Raw genomic sequence first — 15,370 nt, 5'->3', positions numbered from 1 at the left:
GGTGGTGGTCCGCCCCCGTCAGGTCACCGTGCTGAGCGTGCGCGCAACGGCGTTGCGCCAACCGACGATCCTTGCCTGCCGGTCGATATCAGCCATGTCGGGCTCAAAGCTCCGGTCGCGCGCCCAGGCGCGGGCAAACGCCTCCTGTCCCGGCCAGACACCGGCCTTCGATCCGGCAAGCCAGGCTGCGCCGAGCGCCGTCGTCTCGAGCGTGGCCGCGCGATCGACGGGGCTGGAGAGAATGTTGGCAAGGTGCTGCATCGTCCATTCGGAAGCCGACATGCCGCCATCGACGCGCAGAACCGTTTCGATCGGATGGTCGCCCCAATCGCTTCTCATGGCGACGAGAAGATCGAGCGTCTGGTAGGCGACGGATTCCAGGACCGCACGCGCCAGTTCCGCCGGGCCGCTGTTGCGCGTCAGGCCGAAGATCGCGCCGCGCGCCTCCGGATCCCAATAGGGAGCGCCGAGGCCCGTGAAGGCGGGCACGATATAGACACGCTGCTGCGGATCGGCCTTGTCGGCCAGCGCACCGGTTTCCGATGCCTTGTCGATGATTCCGAGACCGTCGCGCAGCCATTGCACGGCCGCCCCGGCTATGAAGATCGAACCTTCCAGCGCATAGGTCGTCCTGCCGTCCAGGCGATAGGCGATGGTCGTGAGTAACCGGTTCTTCGAGCGCACCAGATCGTCACCCGTATTCAGCAGCGCAAAACAGCCGGTTCCATAGGTGGATTTCACCATGCCCGGTTCGAAACAGGCATTGCCGATCGTTGCCGCCTGCTGATCGCCGGCAACGCCGAGGATCGGGATGGCCGCACCGAAAATAGCGGGATCGACGGTGCCGAAATCGTCGGCACAATCCCTGACCTCGGGCAGCAGCGCCCGGGGGATGCGCAGGATCTCGAGCAGTTCGTCGTCCCAGTCGTTCTCGGCAATATTGTAGATGAGGGTTCGCGAGGCGTTGGTGGCGTCGGTGACATGCGCCCGCCCGCCGGTCAGCTTGTAGATGATCCAGCTGTCGATCGTGCCGAAACAGACTTCGCCGGCCTCGGCGCGGGCGCGCAGTCCCTCGACATTGTCCAGCAGCCAGCGCAGCTTCGTGCCGGAGAAATAGGGATCGAGAAGCAGGCCGGTCTTGGCGGTAAAGAGCTTTTCATAACCGTCGACCTTCAGCCGGTCGCACATTTCCGCCGTACGCCGGTCCTGCCAGACGATCGCCTTGTGGAGCGGCCGGCCGGTGGCTCTTTCCCAGACGACGGTCGTCTCGCGCTGGTTGGTGATGCCGACGGCGGCGATTGCGCCCGGTGCCGTGCCGCTCCTTGCCAGCGCATCGCGCGCCGTCGAAAGCACCGTATCCCAGATTTCGTCGGCATCGTGCTCCACCCAGCCGGTCTGCGGGAAATGCTGGGTGATCTCCGTCTGCGCCGACGACACGATGTTCATCCGAGGGTCGAAAACGATCGCCCGCGACGATGTCGTGCCCTGGTCGATGGCAAGGATATGGCCGCTCATGACTTCTGTTTCCTGCGCAGCAGCCATCGTTCCGCCGGAACGGCAGCTCTGTTCCCGTTTGTGTTCTGGAAGTGATGTCGACCTTCCCGGCGCGCTGCCGGGAAGGCCTGAAGGCTTTCGGGCCTGCGGCCCGGTCGATCAGCCTATTTCTTGGCTTCGGCCCAGCTCTTGACGAGCTCGTCATAGTTGACGGTGATGGGCTTTTCCTTCTCGTTTTCGATCTTCAGCTGCGGAGCAAGGTTGCCCTTGGCGACGGCGTCCTTGTTCCAATATTCAAGATCGTGCTCCTCGGCGAGTTTCGGGCCGATATCGCCCTGCACCTTGGCGCGTTCGAGGCGCTGCAGCACTTTTTCCTGCTCCGAGCAAAGCGAGTCCATCGCTTCCTGCGCCGTCTTTGCGCCCGAGGAGGCGTCACCGATCGCCTGCCACCACAGCTGTGCGAGCTTCGGATAGTCAGGAACGTTCGTACCGGTCGGCGACCACTGCAGGCGGGCCGGCGAACGGTAGAACTCGATCAGGCCGCCAAGCTTCGGCGCGCGGTCGGTGAAGGATTTGTGGTCCAGCGTGGACTGGCGGATGAAGGTCAGGCCCACATGGCTCTTCTTCACGTCGACGGTCTTGGACGTGACGAACTGGGCATAGAGCCAGGCCGCCTTGGCGCGGTCGTCGGGGGTGGACTTCATCAGCGTCCAGGAGCCGGCGTCCTGGTAACCGAGCTTCATGCCGTCCTTCCAGTAGACGCCGTGCGGGCTCGGTGCAAAACGCCATTTCGGCGTGCCGTCGGCATTGACGACCGGCAGGCCATCCTTCACGAAGTCGGCCGTGAAGGCGGTGTAGGTGAACATCTGCTGGGCGACTTCACCCTGAGACGGGACCGGGCCGGATTCGGAGAAGGTCATGCCCTGGGCGGCGGCCGGTGCATAGGCCTTCATCCAGTCCAGATATTTCTGGATGGAATAGACGGCTGCCGGGCCGTTGGTATCGCCGCCGCGTGCGACGCAGGAGCCGACGGGCCGCGAGTTTTCATCGACCTTGATGCCCCATTCGTCAACCGGCTTGCCGTTCGGGATGCCCCTGTCGCCGTTGCCGGCCATGGACAGCCACGCATCGGTGAAGCGCCAGCCGAGCGACGGGTCCTTCTTGCCGTAGTCCATATGGCCGTAGACCTTCTTGCCGTCGATCTCGCGGCCGGTGAAGAACTCGGCAATATCCTCATAGGCCGACCAGTTGACCGGCACGCCGAGATCGTAGCCGTACTTCGCCTTGAAGTCCGCCTTGTTCTTCTCGTCGTTGAACCAGTCGTAGCGGAACCAGTAGAGGTTCGCGAATTGCTGGTCGGGCAGCTGGTAGAGCTTGCCGTCAGGCGCGGTCGTGAACGACTTGCCGATGAAGTCGTCGATATCGAGGCCCGGATTGGTGACGTCCTTGCCTTCGTTTGCCATGAAATCGGTCAGCGAGCGGGCCTGCTGGTAGCGCCAATGGGTGCCGATCAGGTCCGAGTCGTTGATATAGGCGTCATAGATGTTTTCGCCCGACTGCATCTGCGTCTGCAGCTTTTCAACGACGTCACCCTCGCCGATCAGGTCGTGGGTGATCTTGATGCCGGTGATCGCCGTAAAGGCGGGCGCCAGCACCTTCGATTCATATTCGTGCGTGGTGATCGTTTCGGAAACGACCTTGATATCCATGCCGGCGAAAGGCTTGGCAGCGTCGATGAACCACTGCATTTCCTTTTCCTGGTCGGCGCGCGTCAGTGTCGAGACGTCGCCGATCTCCTTGTCGAGGAAGGCCTTCGCCTCGTCCATGCCGGCATAGGCGGAGCCCGCCATGGCCAGCAAAATGCCTGCTGTCGTCGTCAGTAGATGCCGTCGCATAATATCCTCCCAGGTTTAGCGATTGCAGTCTTCACGTCTCAGGCGGCCAGTACCCCCGGCCTCCATATCACCCTGGCATCACACGTAGCGGAACACGCCGATGGCGTAGACCACGGAGAGGCCAAGAGCCCACCAAAGGCTCGGTCCGACAAGACCCAGCCATGCGAGATGAATGAACGCTGCCCCCAGCAGCGAGATGAAGAGCCTGTCGCCGCGCGTGGTTTCGAAACGAAGCAGACCAACGCGCGGCGAGCCCCCCGGCGAAAGGAATTCCCAGACGCTCATGGCAATCAGCAGCGCCAGGATCGTCAGGAAGAAGAGCGCCGTCGGCAGCGTCCAGGCCATCCAGGAAAAGTTCATGTCCGGTGCTCCTCAGACGCGGCCCAGGGCAAAGCCCTTGGCGATGTAGTTGCGGACGAAATAGATGACGAGCGCGCCGGGGATGATGGTAAGCACGCCGGCCGCCGCCAGCACGCCCCAGTCCATGCCGGCCGCCGAGACCGTGCGCGTCATGATCGCCGAGATCGGCTTTGCCGCCGTCGTCGTCAGCGTGCGGGCCAAGAGCAGCTCCACCCACGAGAACATGAAGCAGAAGAAGGCGGCGACACCGACGCCGCTTGCAATCAGCGGCATGAAGATCTTCACGAAGAAGCGCGGGAAGGAATAGCCGTCGATATAGGCTGTTTCGTCGATCTCCTTCGGCACGCCGGACATGAAGCCTTCCAGGATCCAGACGGCGAGCGGCACGTTGAAGAGGCAGTGCGCCAGCGCCACCGCGATATGCGTGTCGATCAGCCCGAAAGCGGAATAGAGCTGGAAGAAGGGCAGCGCGAAGACCGCCGGCGGCGCCATGCGGTTGGTCAGCAGCCAGAAGAACAGGTGCTTGTCGCCAAGGAAGCGGTAGCGCGAGAAGGCGTAAGCGGCGGGCAGTGCGGCGAGCACGGATATGACCGTGTTCATCGCCACGTAGATGATCGAATTGATATAGCCGCTGTACCAGGACGGATCGGTGAAGATGACCGCATAGTTCCTGATCGTCGGGTTCTGCGGCCAGAGCGAGAAGGCGCCGGTAATCTCGGCATTCTCCTTGAAGCTCATGTTGACCAGCCAGTAGATCGGCAGAAGCAGGAAGACGATGTAGATCGTCGTGACCACCCAGGAGAGGTTTCCGGCGGGCTTGTGTTTCATCGTCGAAACCATGGCTCTCTCCTTTCTCAAGCGTTCGCGTCGCTGCTGGTCATGACCGTGTAGAAGATCCATGACAGAAGCAGGATGATCAGGAAGTAGACGATCGACATGGCCGCCGCAGGCCCGAGGTCGAACTGGCCGACGGCCATCTTGACGAGGTCGATCGACAGGAAGGTGGTCGAATTGCCCGGTCCGCCGCCGGTGACGACGAAGGGCTCGGTATAGATCATGAAACTGTCCATGAAGCGCAGCAGCACGGCGATCAAAAGCACGCGCTTCATCTTCGGCAGCTGGATGTAGCGGAAGACGGACCAGCGCGAGGCGCCGTCGATCTTGGCCGCCTGGTAATAGGCGTCCGGGATCGAGACGAGGCCGGCATAGCAGAGCAGCACGACGAGGCTCGTCCAGTGCCAGACATCCATGACGATGATGGTGATCCAGGCATCGAGCGGATCGCGCACGTAGTTATAATCGAGGCCGATCGCTTCCAGCGTGTGGCCGAGCAGGCCGATATCGACGCGGCCGAAGACCTGCCAGATCGTGCCGACGACATTCCACGGGATCAGCAGCGGCAGCGCCATCAGCACGAGGCAGACCGGAACGCCGATACCCTTCTTCGGCATGTTGAGCGCGATGAAGATGCCGAGCGGAATTTGGAGCGCCAGGATGATGAACGAGAAGAGCAGGTTGCGCTGCAGGGCCTCCCAGAAACGGTCGGAATGCAGGATATCGTCGAACCAGTCGGTGCCGGCCCAGAAGAACTCGTTATTGCCGAACGTATCCTGCACCGAATAATTCACCACCGTCATCAGCGGGATCACCGCCGAGAAGGCGACGAGCAGCAGGACCGGCAGAACCAGAAACCAGGCCTTGTTGTTCCAGGTCTTTTCCATAATTCAAGCCTCCCTGCCGACACGCCAGGAATCGGCGTAGATGCTGATCGCCGCGGGGTCGAAACGGACCCTCGCATCCTCGGGGATCTCGGCGTCTTCCGGCACGACGATCGCCAGCGGCTGGCCGGCGAAACGGGCGCGCACGATCTTCTGGCGGCCGATATCCTCCACCTTGGAGATCGAGACCGGCATGCCGTCGCGGCCGAGCCGGATGAATTCGGGGCGGATGCCGAGTTCGACCCTGGCCGCCCGCGCCGTGTCGGGCGCATAATCGAGATTGATCGTTTCCTCGCCGACGCTGACGCTGGAGCCGGCGACCCTGGCCGGCATGACGTTCATGCCGGGCGAACCGATGAAATAGCCGACGAACGTGTGGCTCGGCCGCTCGAAGAGCTCGGCCGGCGTGCCGATCTGGACGATTTCGCCCTCATACATGACGACGACCTTTTCGGCGAAGGTCAGCGCTTCCGTCTGGTCGTGCGTGACATAGACCATGGTGAAACCGAACTGCTTGTGCAGGCGCTTCAGCTGCGAGCGCAGCACCCATTTCATATGCGGATCGATGACGGTCAGCGGCTCGTCGAACAGGATGGCGTTGACATCGTTGCGCACGAGGCCGCGGCCGAGCGAAATCTTCTGCTTCTGGTCCGCCGTCAGGCCCTGCGCCTTGCGTCTGGCCCAGTCGGTCAGGTCGATCATCTCGAGGATTTCGCGCACGCGCCGGTCGACTTCGGGTTCGGCCACGCCCCGGTTGCGCAGCGGGAATGCCAGATTGTCGTAAACGGTCATCGTGTCGTAGATGACCGGGAACTGGAACACCTGGGCGATGTTGCGCGCCTGCGTCGAAAGATCGGTCACGTCGCGGCCGTCGAAGAGGATGCGCCCGTGCGAGGGCTGCAGCAGGCCGGAAATGATGTTCAGCAGCGTGGTCTTGCCGCAGCCGGAAGGCCCAAGCAGCGCATAGGCGCCGCCGTCGGTCCATTCGTGGTCGACTTCCTTCAGCGCATAATCCTTGTCGGATTTCGGATTGGGGCCGTAGGCGTGGCGGATATGGTCGAGCGTGATGCGTGCCATTGAAACCTCCTATGCCGCCTGGCTGCCGGTTGCGATTGCCCGCCCGTCCGGCCCGAAGGCCATCAGATGGCGGGTGTCGAGGAAGACGGCGATCTCGGTATCGGGATCGATGTCGTGAATGCCATGCGCCAGCATCACCCAGCGCACGCCGTTGAAATCGACATGCACGAAGCTTTCCGAGCCGGTGATTTCGGAAATCTGCGTGCGGGCCTGAAGCCGCGGCGAGGCCGGCGTCTGGGCCTCGAGCGACAGATGATGCGGATGGAAGGCGATCGTGACGGCCCCGTCAGGCGTGGCAGCCAGATGCGGCGGCACGATGATCTCGGCACCGGCCCCATGCCGGAAGATGGCGCCGTTCTTTTCCACCTCGATGAAATTCAGCGGCGGGTCGGCAAAGGTCTTGGCGGTGACGAGATCGACCGGGCGGCGATAGACCGAAATCGTCTTGCCGAACTGGGTGACGCGGCCTTCGCTGAGCGTTGCCGTATTGCCGCCAAGCAGCAGGGCTTCGGAGGGTTCCGTCGTCGCATAGACGAAGATCGCGCCCGACTGGGCGAAGATGCGCGGCAGTTCCTCGCGCAGTTCCTCGCGCAGCTTGTAGTCGAGGTTCGCCAGCGGCTCGTCGAGCAGCACAAGGCTGGCATTCTTGACGAGCGCGCGGGCAAGGGCGGTGCGCTGCTGCTGGCCGCCGGAAAGGTTGAGCGGCGTGCGGTCGAGATAGGGCGTCAGCTTCAGAAGCTCGGCCGCCTTGCGCACTTCGAAATCGATCGTCTTCGCATCACGCCCGGCAATGCGCATCGGCGAGGCGATGTTTTCATAGACGCTGAGTGCCGGATAGTTGATGAACTGCTGGTAGACCATCGCGACATTGCGCTTCTGCACCGGCATGCCGGTCACGTCGGCGCCGTCGAAATAGACGGAACCGCTGGTCGGCCGGTCGAGGCCGGCCATCAGCCGCATCAACGATGTCTTGCCGGAGAGCGTCGGTCCGAGCAGGACGTTCAGCGATCCCCGTTCAAATGTCAGGTTCGTCGGGTGAATATGATATTCACCGCCGACCATCTTTGCGGCATTGCGCAATTCGAGCATTCCGGTTCCCGTGCCTCCTCAAGACGGGGACCACATGCCGGCCTAGCCTGCGAGCGTCGCGGGCAGAGCGGCGATGTACTCCTCCAAAATATGCATCTGTTGTTTCGTCATGTGCAGGCCGGCCTTGGTCCTGCGCCAGAGCACGTCGTCAGCGCAGACGGCCCATTCGTTGTCGATGAGATAGCGCACCTCGGCCTCGTAGAGGTCGGAGCCGAACAGCCGGCCGAGATCGTCCGTCTTGCGGGCATCGCCGAGCAGCGTGGCGGCCTTCGTGCCGTAGCGGCGGACGAGCCGGCGCGCATGGGCATCGGCCAGGAACGGATAGCGGCCCTTGAGTTTCGTCACTTCCGCCTCGTAGCCCTGCACCGGAAAGTCGCCGCCCGGCAGATGGCTGCCCGCCGTCCACGGCCCGCCCCTGGCACCGATCGCCTCGCCGATCTTCTCCAGCGCATGTTCCGACAGCCGCCGGTAGGTGGTGAGCTTGCCGCCGAAGACGTTGAGCAACGGCGCCTCGCCCGCCTTGCCCTCCACCTTCAGCACATAGTCGCGCGTCGCCTCCTGCGCCTTCGAGGCGCCGTCGTCAAACAGCGGACGCACCGCCGAATAGGTCCAGACGATGTCCTCGGGCCTGACCGGCTCCTGGAAATATTCCGAGGCCGCATTGCACAGATAGGCCGTCTCTTCCTCAGAGATCGCCACGTCCTTCGGATCGGCGGTGTAGTCGCGGTCGGTGGTGCCGATCAGGGTGAAATCATTCTCGTAGGGGATGGCGAAGATGATGCGGTTGTCGGGGTTCTGGAAGAAATAGGCGCGCGGGTCCTCGAACTTCTTCTTCACGACGATGTGGCTGCCCTGGACGAGGCGCACATGGCGGGCCTCGTTATGGCCGAAGGCAGAGCGGATGACGTGATCGACCCAGGGACCGGCGGCATTGACCAGCATGCGGGCCTGATGGCTTTCGCTCTTGCCGGTCAGCGTGTTGACCGTCTCGATCGTCCAGACGTTCTTGCCCTCGCCATCCTTCTCCTGCCTGGCCGAGACGACCTTGGTGCGCGGCATGACCAGCGCCCCCTTGTCGGCGGCGTCGCGGGCGTTCAGCACCACCATGCGGGCATCGTCGACCCAGCCGTCGGAATATTCGAAGGCCTTGGTGAACAGCGCCTTCAGCGGCCTGGCGGCCGCATCGCTGCGCATGTCGAGCACGGCCGTCGGCGGCAGAAGCTTGCGGCCGCCGAGATGGTCGTAGAGGAACAGGCCAAGCCGGATCATCCAGGCCGGGCGGATGCCGCCCTTGTGATAGGGCAGCACGAAGCGCAGCGGCCAGATGATGTGCGGGGCCATGGCCCAGAGGATCTCGCGCTCCATCAGCGATTCGCGCACCAGGCGGAACTCGTAATATTCGAGGTAGCGCAAGCCGCCATGGATCAGCTTGGTGGCGCCGGACGACGTACCCGAAGCGAAATCGTTCATCTCGGCAAGCGCAACCGCATAACCGCGCCCAACCGCATCGCGCGCGATCCCGCAGCCGTTGATCCCGCCGCCGATGACGAAAATATCGTGAATACGGCCCATGTTCCCCCTCGTTGAGCCAGGACAGCGCAGCGGTTCCCCCAAACCGTTGCGAAAGTGAGGACGATTAAATCGAAAATTTTCCGAATGTCAAACGAATGTTATTGAGCGCTAAAATCAGCGGTTTGTTTTCGCGGTTTCGACAAGCACGACACCGCTCTGCTGACAGATATTGCGGATGGAGGGTGACTCGCATTGGTCGGTGATGAAGGTGTGAACCTGCGAAATCTGGCCGATGCGCACGGGCGCGGTGCGCTCGAACTTGGTGGAATCCGCAACCAGGATGACGTGACGGGCATTGGCGATGATGGCCTGCGCCACCTTCACCTCGCGAAAATCGTAGTCGAGAAGCGCGCCGTCCGGATCGATCGCGGAAGCGCCGATCACGGCATAATCCACCTTGAACTGGCGGATGAAATCGACCGCCGCTTCACCGACGATGCCGCCGTCCGACTGGCGCACCACACCGCCGGCAATCACCACCTCGATATTGTCGATCAATCGCAACCTGTTGGCAACATTGATATTATTGGTAATCACCATCAGTTCGTGGTGATCGGTCAGCGCCTCCCCGACGGCTTCCGTCGTCGTGCCGATATTGATGAAGAGCGAGCTGTTGTTGGGAATGAGATCGGCGGCGGCGACGCCGATCGCCTGTTTTTCGCTGGCGGCGATCTGGCGCCGCGCATCGTAGCGGACATTCTCCGTGCCGCGCGGGAAGGTTGCGCCGCCATGGATGCGCGTCAGAAGCTGCGCATCGCAAAGGTCGTTCAGATCCTTGCGGATCGTCTGCGGGGTCACGGCAAACTGCGCCGCCAGATCGTCGACCAGTACCCGGCCCGACGATCTCGCAAGTGCGATGATCTTCTCCTGACGATCCGACAGAAACATGCGCCCTCCCTTCGTTTCGCTTTCATCTTTAGCGAAACTTCGCTTCGAGGCAAAGCAATCGCCACTGGTGCGATCGGCAGGAGCAATTTCGCCGTGCGGTTCTTTCGAACATGATCGCGTGCTGAAATCCCTTTGGATATTGCAAAGCTCGCCCAGCCTCTGCCTTGTTGCGCGCTTAACCTATAGGCGATTCGCGGTCCGCGACGGGCGGAACACGCACGAGGGACAAAAGGAGAGTTCGATGACAGACGCCAAGAGCGGCATTACGGGATTGCGGCCGCAGATTACGGTGATTGGCGTCGGCGGGGGCGGCGGAAACGCGATCAACAACATGATCGCCGAAAAACTGGCGGGTGTCGATTTCATCGCCGCCAATACCGACGCCCAGGTGCTCGCGACCTCCAAGGCGACGCGCCGCATCCAGCTCGGCGCCCATGTCACGGAAGGCCTCGGCGCCGGCTCCCTGCCGGAGGTCGGCCGTGCTGCGGCGGAAGAATCGCTCGACGAGATCATGGATCACCTGAGCGGCTCGCACATGTGCTTCGTCACCGCCGGCATGGGCGGCGGCACGGGAACGGGCGCGGCCCCCGTGATCGCGCATGCGGCCCGTTCGGCCGGCATCCTGACGGTCGGCGTCGTCACCAAGCCCTTCACCTTCGAAGGCAACCGCCGCATGAAGATGGCCGAAGCCGGCATCGAGGCGCTGCGTCAGGCGGCCGATACCGTCATCGTCATCCCCAACCAGAACCTCTTCCGCATTGCCGACGCCAAGACCACCTTCGCCGATGCGTTCATGACGGCCGATCGGGTGCTTTATGCCGGTGTCGGCTGCATCACCGATCTCATCGTCAAGGAAGGCCTCATCAACCTCGATTTTGCCGACGTGAAATCCGTCATGCGCGGCATGGGCCGGGCGATGATGGGCACCGGGGAAGCCGGCGGTGAAGGCCGCGCCATGAAAGCGGCCGAGGCTGCGATCGCCAATCCGCTGCTCGACGATATCTCGATGAAGGGCGCCAAGGGCGTGCTGATCTCGATCTCGGGCGGCTCCGACATGACCCTCTTCGAGGTCGACGAGGCGGCCAGCCGCATCCGCGACGAAGTGCAGGACGACGCCGAAATCGTCGTCGGCGCCATCTTCGACCGCAGCCTCGACGGCAAGTTCCGCGTCTCGGTCGTGGCGACCGGCCTCGACGGCGCCGGCCAGCCGGCCGCCGTGCCGGACTATGCCGCAGGACAGCTGCAGAACCGCACGCTGCAATAACGATCGCCTCGCTGCCTGCGGGGACGGCGCGCAAGCGGAGGGCTGGCGCCGTCCGCCGCTGCTGCCGACATCAGCCGGCGAGCCGCCGTTCCAGGTCCCGCACGTCCCGGCGGCTCATGCCGATCTGCGCCATGTAGGAGCCCGCCCCGCCATAGCGGCTGGCGAGATGATGGAGCGCGCGGGCCATGCTTTCCGGCGCGGATGCGAGAACGGTATCCACAAATGCGGCGGAAGCGCCGCGCGTGAGCGCCCGCGCCCGCAATTGGCCGAGCAGCGGACCGGATACCGATCCCGTCAGCGCGTAGTCTTCGATGATGACGGCGTCGTCGACCCCGGCATTTGCAAGAATGAGGGCGGCGATGAGGCCGGTACGGTCCTTGCCCGCCGTGCAATGAAACAGGGCGATGCCGTCAGGCGCGCGGGCAATCGTCGCCAGCACTTCGGCGATGGCCGGCTGACAGCTGTCGAGGGCCTGGCAATAGCGCTCGCCCATATCGAAGCCTGCCGCATCGGCCGCGCCCATGTCGATGGGCGCAAGCGCGGCAAATAGCGGTATGTTGGCGTAGACGACCCGCGCGTCCCCCTCGAGCCGGTTGGGCTGGAGGGCGATCTCGTGGCCGTTGCGCAGGTCGATGACGGTCGTCACGTCCTGCGCGACGAGGGCTTCGATATCGGCCGCGCTCAGGCCGTGCAGGGCATCGCCGCGCAGGAGGGAGCGCCAGCGCGTCAGCCCGCCGGCGCCGGTCGCATAGCCGCCGAGGTCGCGCACGTTATGGGCGCCGTCCAGCGCAATCACTCTTTCATAGGTCTGCATTCAACGGATTCCGGATTTCATGAAGGATTCGATGACATGGCGCTGGAGGACGAGATAGATCAGCAGGATCGGCAGGCTGGCGAGCGCGGCCGCCGCCATCAACGGCCCCCAAAGGTTTCCCTCCTGGGTCATGAACATCTGCAGGCCGATCTGCACGACGGAATTCTCGGGCTTGCGCGAAAGAAGCAGCGGCCAGAAATATTCGTTCCAGGCGGAAATGAAGGCGATGATGGAGAGCGAGGCGATCGGCGCTCCCATGTTGGGCGCAACGATCTGCCAGAGAATGCGAAAACTGCGCGCCCCGTCCATGCGCGCCGCCTCCAGCACCTCGGTCGGGAAAGCGCGCATGGCGTGGTAGAGAAGCAGGATCGCGAAGGCATGGGCAGCGTTGGGCACGACGAGACCCGTCAGCGTGTCGAGCAGCCCGAGCCTGGACGCCAGCACGTAGTTCGGGATCATCGTCACCTGGAAAGGCACCAGCCAGGACAGGGCGATCAGGCCATGAACGACCCCTGAAAACCGCAGGCGCCAGCGCACCAGCGCATAGGCGGCCAGCATGCCCGTCGCCACCTGCAGCAGGGCGGTCGCGGCCGAGACGATCGTCGTGTTGACGAGCATCTCGAGCATCGGCACGCGCGTCAGCACGAAGAGGTAGTTGTCGAAGGTCGGACGGGACGGCCAGGGCACCGTCGAGAAGATCTCGTTTTCGGGCCGCAGCGACGTGACGATCATCCAGTAGACCGGAAAGACCGAAACGAGGGAGAGCAGGATCATGACGGCGTGGACGCCGAATGCCCGCGCGGAGCCGCGTAATGGGGACGGCCGGCCCTGCCGGCGATCGTCGATGGCCTCAGTTGTCATAGAAGGCAAACCTCTTCGTCAGCCACATGCAGAAGGCGGCGAGCAGCGCGAAGCCGGCAAAGGCGATCATGCCGGCAGCCGAACTCCAGCCGGCCGAAAGTGTCTGAAAACCGTATTCCCAGAGCAGGTAGAAGATGTTGGTCGTCGACTTCAGCGGCCCGCCATTGGTGAGCACGTTGATATAGGCGAAGCTCCATTGCGCGCCGAAGAGCACCGTCATCATCGACAAGAGCAGGATGGTCGGCGACAGCAGCGGCAGGCGAATGTCGCGGATGATGCGCCATCGGCTGGCGCCGTCGATGCGCGCAGCCTCGATATAGGACGGGTTGATGCCGGCATTGGCGGCGGAAAAAAGCAGGGTGGAAAAGCCGATCAGCTTCCAGCCGGTGATCCAGGTCAGCGTCGGCAGGGCGTAATGCGGATCGGTCAGAAAACCGATGCGGGCAAGCCCAAGCGCCTGGAGGGAAAGCGTGACGAGCCCCTGGTCCTCGTTCAGCAGCCAGCGCCACAGGACGGCCGCGACAACGGGGGCGATGATCATCGGCACGAAGATCATCGCCCGGTAGATCGTACGGGCGCGGCCGCCGAGATCCTGCGTCCAGATCGCCACGAAGAGGGGGATGACGACCGACATCGGAAACAGGCCGATCGTATAATAGAGCGTGTTCCAGAGGGCATTGCGCATTTCCGGCAGCGCCAGCAATCGCTGGTAATTCGTCAGGCCGACGAAGCGCTGCGGCGCCGTCGGCAGCATGTTCCACTGGTAGAAGGACAGCCGGAACGCCTGGGCCAGCGGAATATAGGTCCATACCATTCAGCAGCAGCAGCGCGGGCGTCAGGTAGAGCCAGGGTGAAAGCGCAAAACGTTCGCGCCCCGGGCGCGCGCTCGTCCGGGCTCCGGCAAGCTCGGCGGGGCCGGCGATATCCGCCTGGATATCTGTCATTGGCGAAAGCTCCGATCGACTGGCGATGAAGGGCGGTGGTCTGGCGCCCTTCATCCTCCTGGTTCCTCGTGAAGGCTGCGGGCTTACGGCATCAGGTCCTGGCCCTGCTGTTGCGCGCTCTTCAGCGCTTCGACCGGATCGCCGCTGCCGAAGACGGCTTCGCGAACGCTGTCCATCATCATCTTCTCGACCTGGCGATAGTTCGGGCCGGGGAAGGCCATGTTGGCGGTCAGGTGGTCGAGCTGCCTGATATTGGCCCGGAACATCGGGTTTTCCTTGACCCAGGGGCCGAGATAGTTCGGGTCGTCGACGATATCGAGGCGCAGCGGCAGGTAGCCGATCTTGCTGGTGATAATCGTATAGGCTTCCTTGCTCGTCAGGTATTTGAGCAGCTCGTAGGAGGCGCGCTGCTTTTCGGGGTCCTTGCTGAAGACGAAGAGGGCGCTGCCGGAATTGGTCGGCGCCGTCGGCTTGTCGCCGAAGGCGGGCATCGCCGCCAGGCGCAGCTCGAACTTGCCCTGGGCCGACTTCTTGACGCTGGAAAGCAGCGCGCTCGTATAAAGGAACATGCCCATATTGCCGGCCGCGAACGTGTCCGACGCGCTGGCCGGGTCGATCCTGGCATGCGCCCCGCTGTCGACCATGCCGCGCAGCATCCTGACGGCATCGGCCGCATCCTTGTCGGCAAAGGTCAGCGTGTTGCCGTCGCGGACCTTGCCGCCGTTCGACATGACGATCGACTGATAGACGAAAGTGCCGTCGGTCGGGCCGTAGGCGCCGGGGAAGAAGCCGTTCTTGCCGGTCTTTTCCTTGATCGCCTTGCCGGCGGCGTCAACCTCGTCCCAGGTCCTCGGCGGCTTGTCGGGATCGAGGCCGGCCTGCCTGAAGAGATCGGCATTGTAAAACAGGATCGGCGTCGAGAACGTGTAGGCAAGGCCGTAGGTCTTGCCGTCGACCTTGCCGAGTTCGAGCCCCTGCGGGATCATGCCGGCAAGATGGTCCTTCAGCTCCTTGGCATCGACCATGTCTTCCAGCGCATTGGCGCCGAGGTCGCTGGCGATGTAGATCAGGTCGCGGAAGACCAGTTGCGCCACGTCCGGCTGCTTGCCGGCAACGATATCGGCCTGCACGCGCGACATGATCTCGTTGGACGGGACGGCGACGGTCTCGACCTTGACGTTCGGGAATTTCTTTTCGAAACCGGCGATCAGTTCCTTGGTCGCCTCGGCGCCGGCGCTCGCCGAGGCGAGATTGTAGTTGTAGAAGCTGATCGTCACCGGCTTGTCGACGGTTGCCGGCATCCCGGCGAAGACGCCTGATGGCAAGAGCGAGACGGCGGCGAGCGCGGCCGTGAACTTCAACGTGGTTCTGCGCAACATATCTGTCTCCTGGAA

The 15,370-nt window shown here is 63.2% G+C and carries 14 protein-coding genes; 1 reads left to right on the top strand and 13 read right to left on the bottom strand.

From position 1 onward, the window contains the following. Positions 1-18: 18 nt before the first annotated feature. From glpK to ACFPWW_RS19205, 9 genes are all read right to left on the bottom strand, one after another. Positions 19-1,515: a glycerol kinase GlpK gene (glpK, locus tag ACFPWW_RS19245; protein ID WP_377312966.1), complete on the bottom strand. Its 1,497-nt coding sequence runs from the start codon at positions 1,513-1,515 to the stop codon at positions 19-21. A 143-nt stretch (positions 1,516-1,658) separates the two neighbouring features. Then, a complete protein-coding gene (locus ACFPWW_RS19240; RefSeq protein ID WP_112753187.1) occupies positions 1,659-3,389 on the bottom strand; it encodes an ABC transporter substrate-binding protein in 1,731 nt (576 codons plus the stop codon). A gap of 78 nt (positions 3,390-3,467) precedes the next feature. After that, positions 3,468-3,749 (bottom strand): DUF2160 domain-containing protein, encoded by a 282-nt coding sequence (locus ACFPWW_RS19235; protein ID WP_112571326.1) that lies wholly within the window; start codon positions 3,747-3,749, stop codon positions 3,468-3,470. 12 nt (positions 3,750-3,761) lie between these two features. Beyond that, a complete protein-coding gene (locus ACFPWW_RS19230) occupies positions 3,762-4,589 on the bottom strand; it encodes a carbohydrate ABC transporter permease (RefSeq protein WP_112571328.1) in 828 nt (275 codons plus the stop codon). Positions 4,590-4,603: 14 nt separating this feature from the next. After that, positions 4,604-5,470, bottom strand: a complete 867-nt coding sequence (locus ACFPWW_RS19225) for a carbohydrate ABC transporter permease (protein ID WP_112571330.1) — start codon at positions 5,468-5,470, stop codon at positions 4,604-4,606. Positions 5,471-5,473: 3 nt separating this feature from the next. Then, positions 5,474-6,544: an ABC transporter ATP-binding protein gene (locus tag ACFPWW_RS19220; protein ID WP_377312965.1), complete on the bottom strand. Its 1,071-nt coding sequence runs from the start codon at positions 6,542-6,544 to the stop codon at positions 5,474-5,476. A gap of 9 nt (positions 6,545-6,553) precedes the next feature. Further along, on the bottom strand, positions 6,554-7,633 hold the full coding sequence (locus ACFPWW_RS19215; RefSeq protein ID WP_112753188.1) for an ABC transporter ATP-binding protein: 1,080 nt from the start codon (positions 7,631-7,633) through the stop codon (positions 6,554-6,556). 42 nt (positions 7,634-7,675) lie between these two features. Further along, complete coding sequence (gene glpD / locus ACFPWW_RS19210) at positions 7,676-9,205, bottom strand: glycerol-3-phosphate dehydrogenase (protein ID WP_377312964.1); 1,530 nt, start codon at positions 9,203-9,205, stop codon at positions 7,676-7,678. A gap of 114 nt (positions 9,206-9,319) precedes the next feature. Beyond that, positions 9,320-10,093 carry a DeoR/GlpR family DNA-binding transcription regulator gene (locus ACFPWW_RS19205; protein ID WP_112567389.1) on the bottom strand — a complete coding sequence of 258 codons (774 nt, stop codon included), beginning with the start codon at positions 10,091-10,093 and terminating at the stop codon, positions 9,320-9,322. Positions 10,094-10,334: 241 nt separating this feature from the next. On the opposite strand from ACFPWW_RS19205, the gene ftsZ reads away from it, so the two are divergent. Further along, the gene (ftsZ, locus tag ACFPWW_RS19200; RefSeq protein ID WP_377312963.1) at positions 10,335-11,357 is read left to right on the top strand and encodes a cell division protein FtsZ; all 1,023 of its coding nucleotides are present in this window, start codon (positions 10,335-10,337) and stop codon (positions 11,355-11,357) included. 70 nt (positions 11,358-11,427) lie between these two features. Here the strand turns inward: ftsZ and ACFPWW_RS19195 are convergent, their stop codons facing one another. The 4 genes from ACFPWW_RS19195 to ACFPWW_RS19180 all read right to left on the bottom strand — a co-directional run bounded on the left by ACFPWW_RS19195 (position 11,428) and on the right by ACFPWW_RS19180 (position 15,355). Beyond that, the gene (locus ACFPWW_RS19195; protein ID WP_377312962.1) at positions 11,428-12,171 is read right to left on the bottom strand and encodes a tyrosine-protein phosphatase; all 744 of its coding nucleotides are present in this window, start codon (positions 12,169-12,171) and stop codon (positions 11,428-11,430) included. Then, positions 12,172-13,032: a carbohydrate ABC transporter permease gene (locus ACFPWW_RS19190; protein ID WP_377312961.1), complete on the bottom strand. Its 861-nt coding sequence runs from the start codon at positions 13,030-13,032 to the stop codon at positions 12,172-12,174. Next, a complete protein-coding gene (locus tag ACFPWW_RS19185) occupies positions 13,022-13,846 on the bottom strand; it encodes a carbohydrate ABC transporter permease (protein ID WP_377312960.1) in 825 nt (274 codons plus the stop codon). Before ACFPWW_RS19185 ends, ACFPWW_RS19190 begins: the two co-directional genes overlap by 11 nt. A gap of 213 nt (positions 13,847-14,059) precedes the next feature. Beyond that, complete coding sequence (locus ACFPWW_RS19180) at positions 14,060-15,355, bottom strand: ABC transporter substrate-binding protein (protein ID WP_112567404.1); 1,296 nt, start codon at positions 15,353-15,355, stop codon at positions 14,060-14,062. Positions 15,356-15,370: the final 15 nt, after the last annotated feature.

It is taken from the genome of Rhizobium sp. GCM10022189 (assembly GCF_042656325.1).
In the GTDB taxonomy this organism is placed as follows: Bacteria; Pseudomonadota; Alphaproteobacteria; order Rhizobiales; family Rhizobiaceae; genus Rhizobium.
Note: the sequence above shows the minus strand (reverse complement) of the source record. Positions and strands in the feature narration are given on the sequence as shown.

Bases quoted from the DNA above. Each gene is read 5' to 3' on its own strand.
- ftsZ (WP_377312963.1), top strand. From the start codon at position 10,335: ATGACAGACGCCAAGAGCGGCATTACGGGATTGCGGCCGCAGATTACG.
- ACFPWW_RS19230 (WP_112571328.1), bottom strand. From the start codon at position 4,589: ATGGTTTCGACGATGAAACACAAGCCCGCCGGAAACCTCTCCTGGGTG.
- glpD (WP_377312964.1), bottom strand. From the start codon at position 9,205: ATGGGCCGTATTCACGATATTTTCGTCATCGGCGGCGGGATCAACGGC.
- ACFPWW_RS19195 (WP_377312962.1), bottom strand. From the start codon at position 12,171: ATGCAGACCTATGAAAGAGTGATTGCGCTGGACGGCGCCCATAACGTG.
- glpK (WP_377312966.1), bottom strand. From the start codon at position 1,515: ATGAGCGGCCATATCCTTGCCATCGACCAGGGCACGACATCGTCGCGG.
- ACFPWW_RS19240 (WP_112753187.1), bottom strand. From the start codon at position 3,389: ATGCGACGGCATCTACTGACGACGACAGCAGGCATTTTGCTGGCCATG.
- ACFPWW_RS19235 (WP_112571326.1), bottom strand. From the start codon at position 3,749: ATGAACTTTTCCTGGATGGCCTGGACGCTGCCGACGGCGCTCTTCTTC.
- ACFPWW_RS19185 (WP_377312960.1), bottom strand. From the start codon at position 13,846: ATGGTATGGACCTATATTCCGCTGGCCCAGGCGTTCCGGCTGTCCTTC.
- ACFPWW_RS19180 (WP_112567404.1), bottom strand. From the start codon at position 15,355: ATGTTGCGCAGAACCACGTTGAAGTTCACGGCCGCGCTCGCCGCCGTC.
- ACFPWW_RS19220 (WP_377312965.1), bottom strand. From the start codon at position 6,544: ATGGCACGCATCACGCTCGACCATATCCGCCACGCCTACGGCCCCAAT.
- ACFPWW_RS19205 (WP_112567389.1), bottom strand. From the start codon at position 10,093: ATGTTTCTGTCGGATCGTCAGGAGAAGATCATCGCACTTGCGAGATCG.
- ACFPWW_RS19190 (WP_377312961.1), bottom strand. From the start codon at position 13,032: ATGACAACTGAGGCCATCGACGATCGCCGGCAGGGCCGGCCGTCCCCA.
- ACFPWW_RS19215 (WP_112753188.1), bottom strand. From the start codon at position 7,633: ATGCTCGAATTGCGCAATGCCGCAAAGATGGTCGGCGGTGAATATCAT.
- ACFPWW_RS19225 (WP_112571330.1), bottom strand. From the start codon at position 5,470: ATGGAAAAGACCTGGAACAACAAGGCCTGGTTTCTGGTTCTGCCGGTC.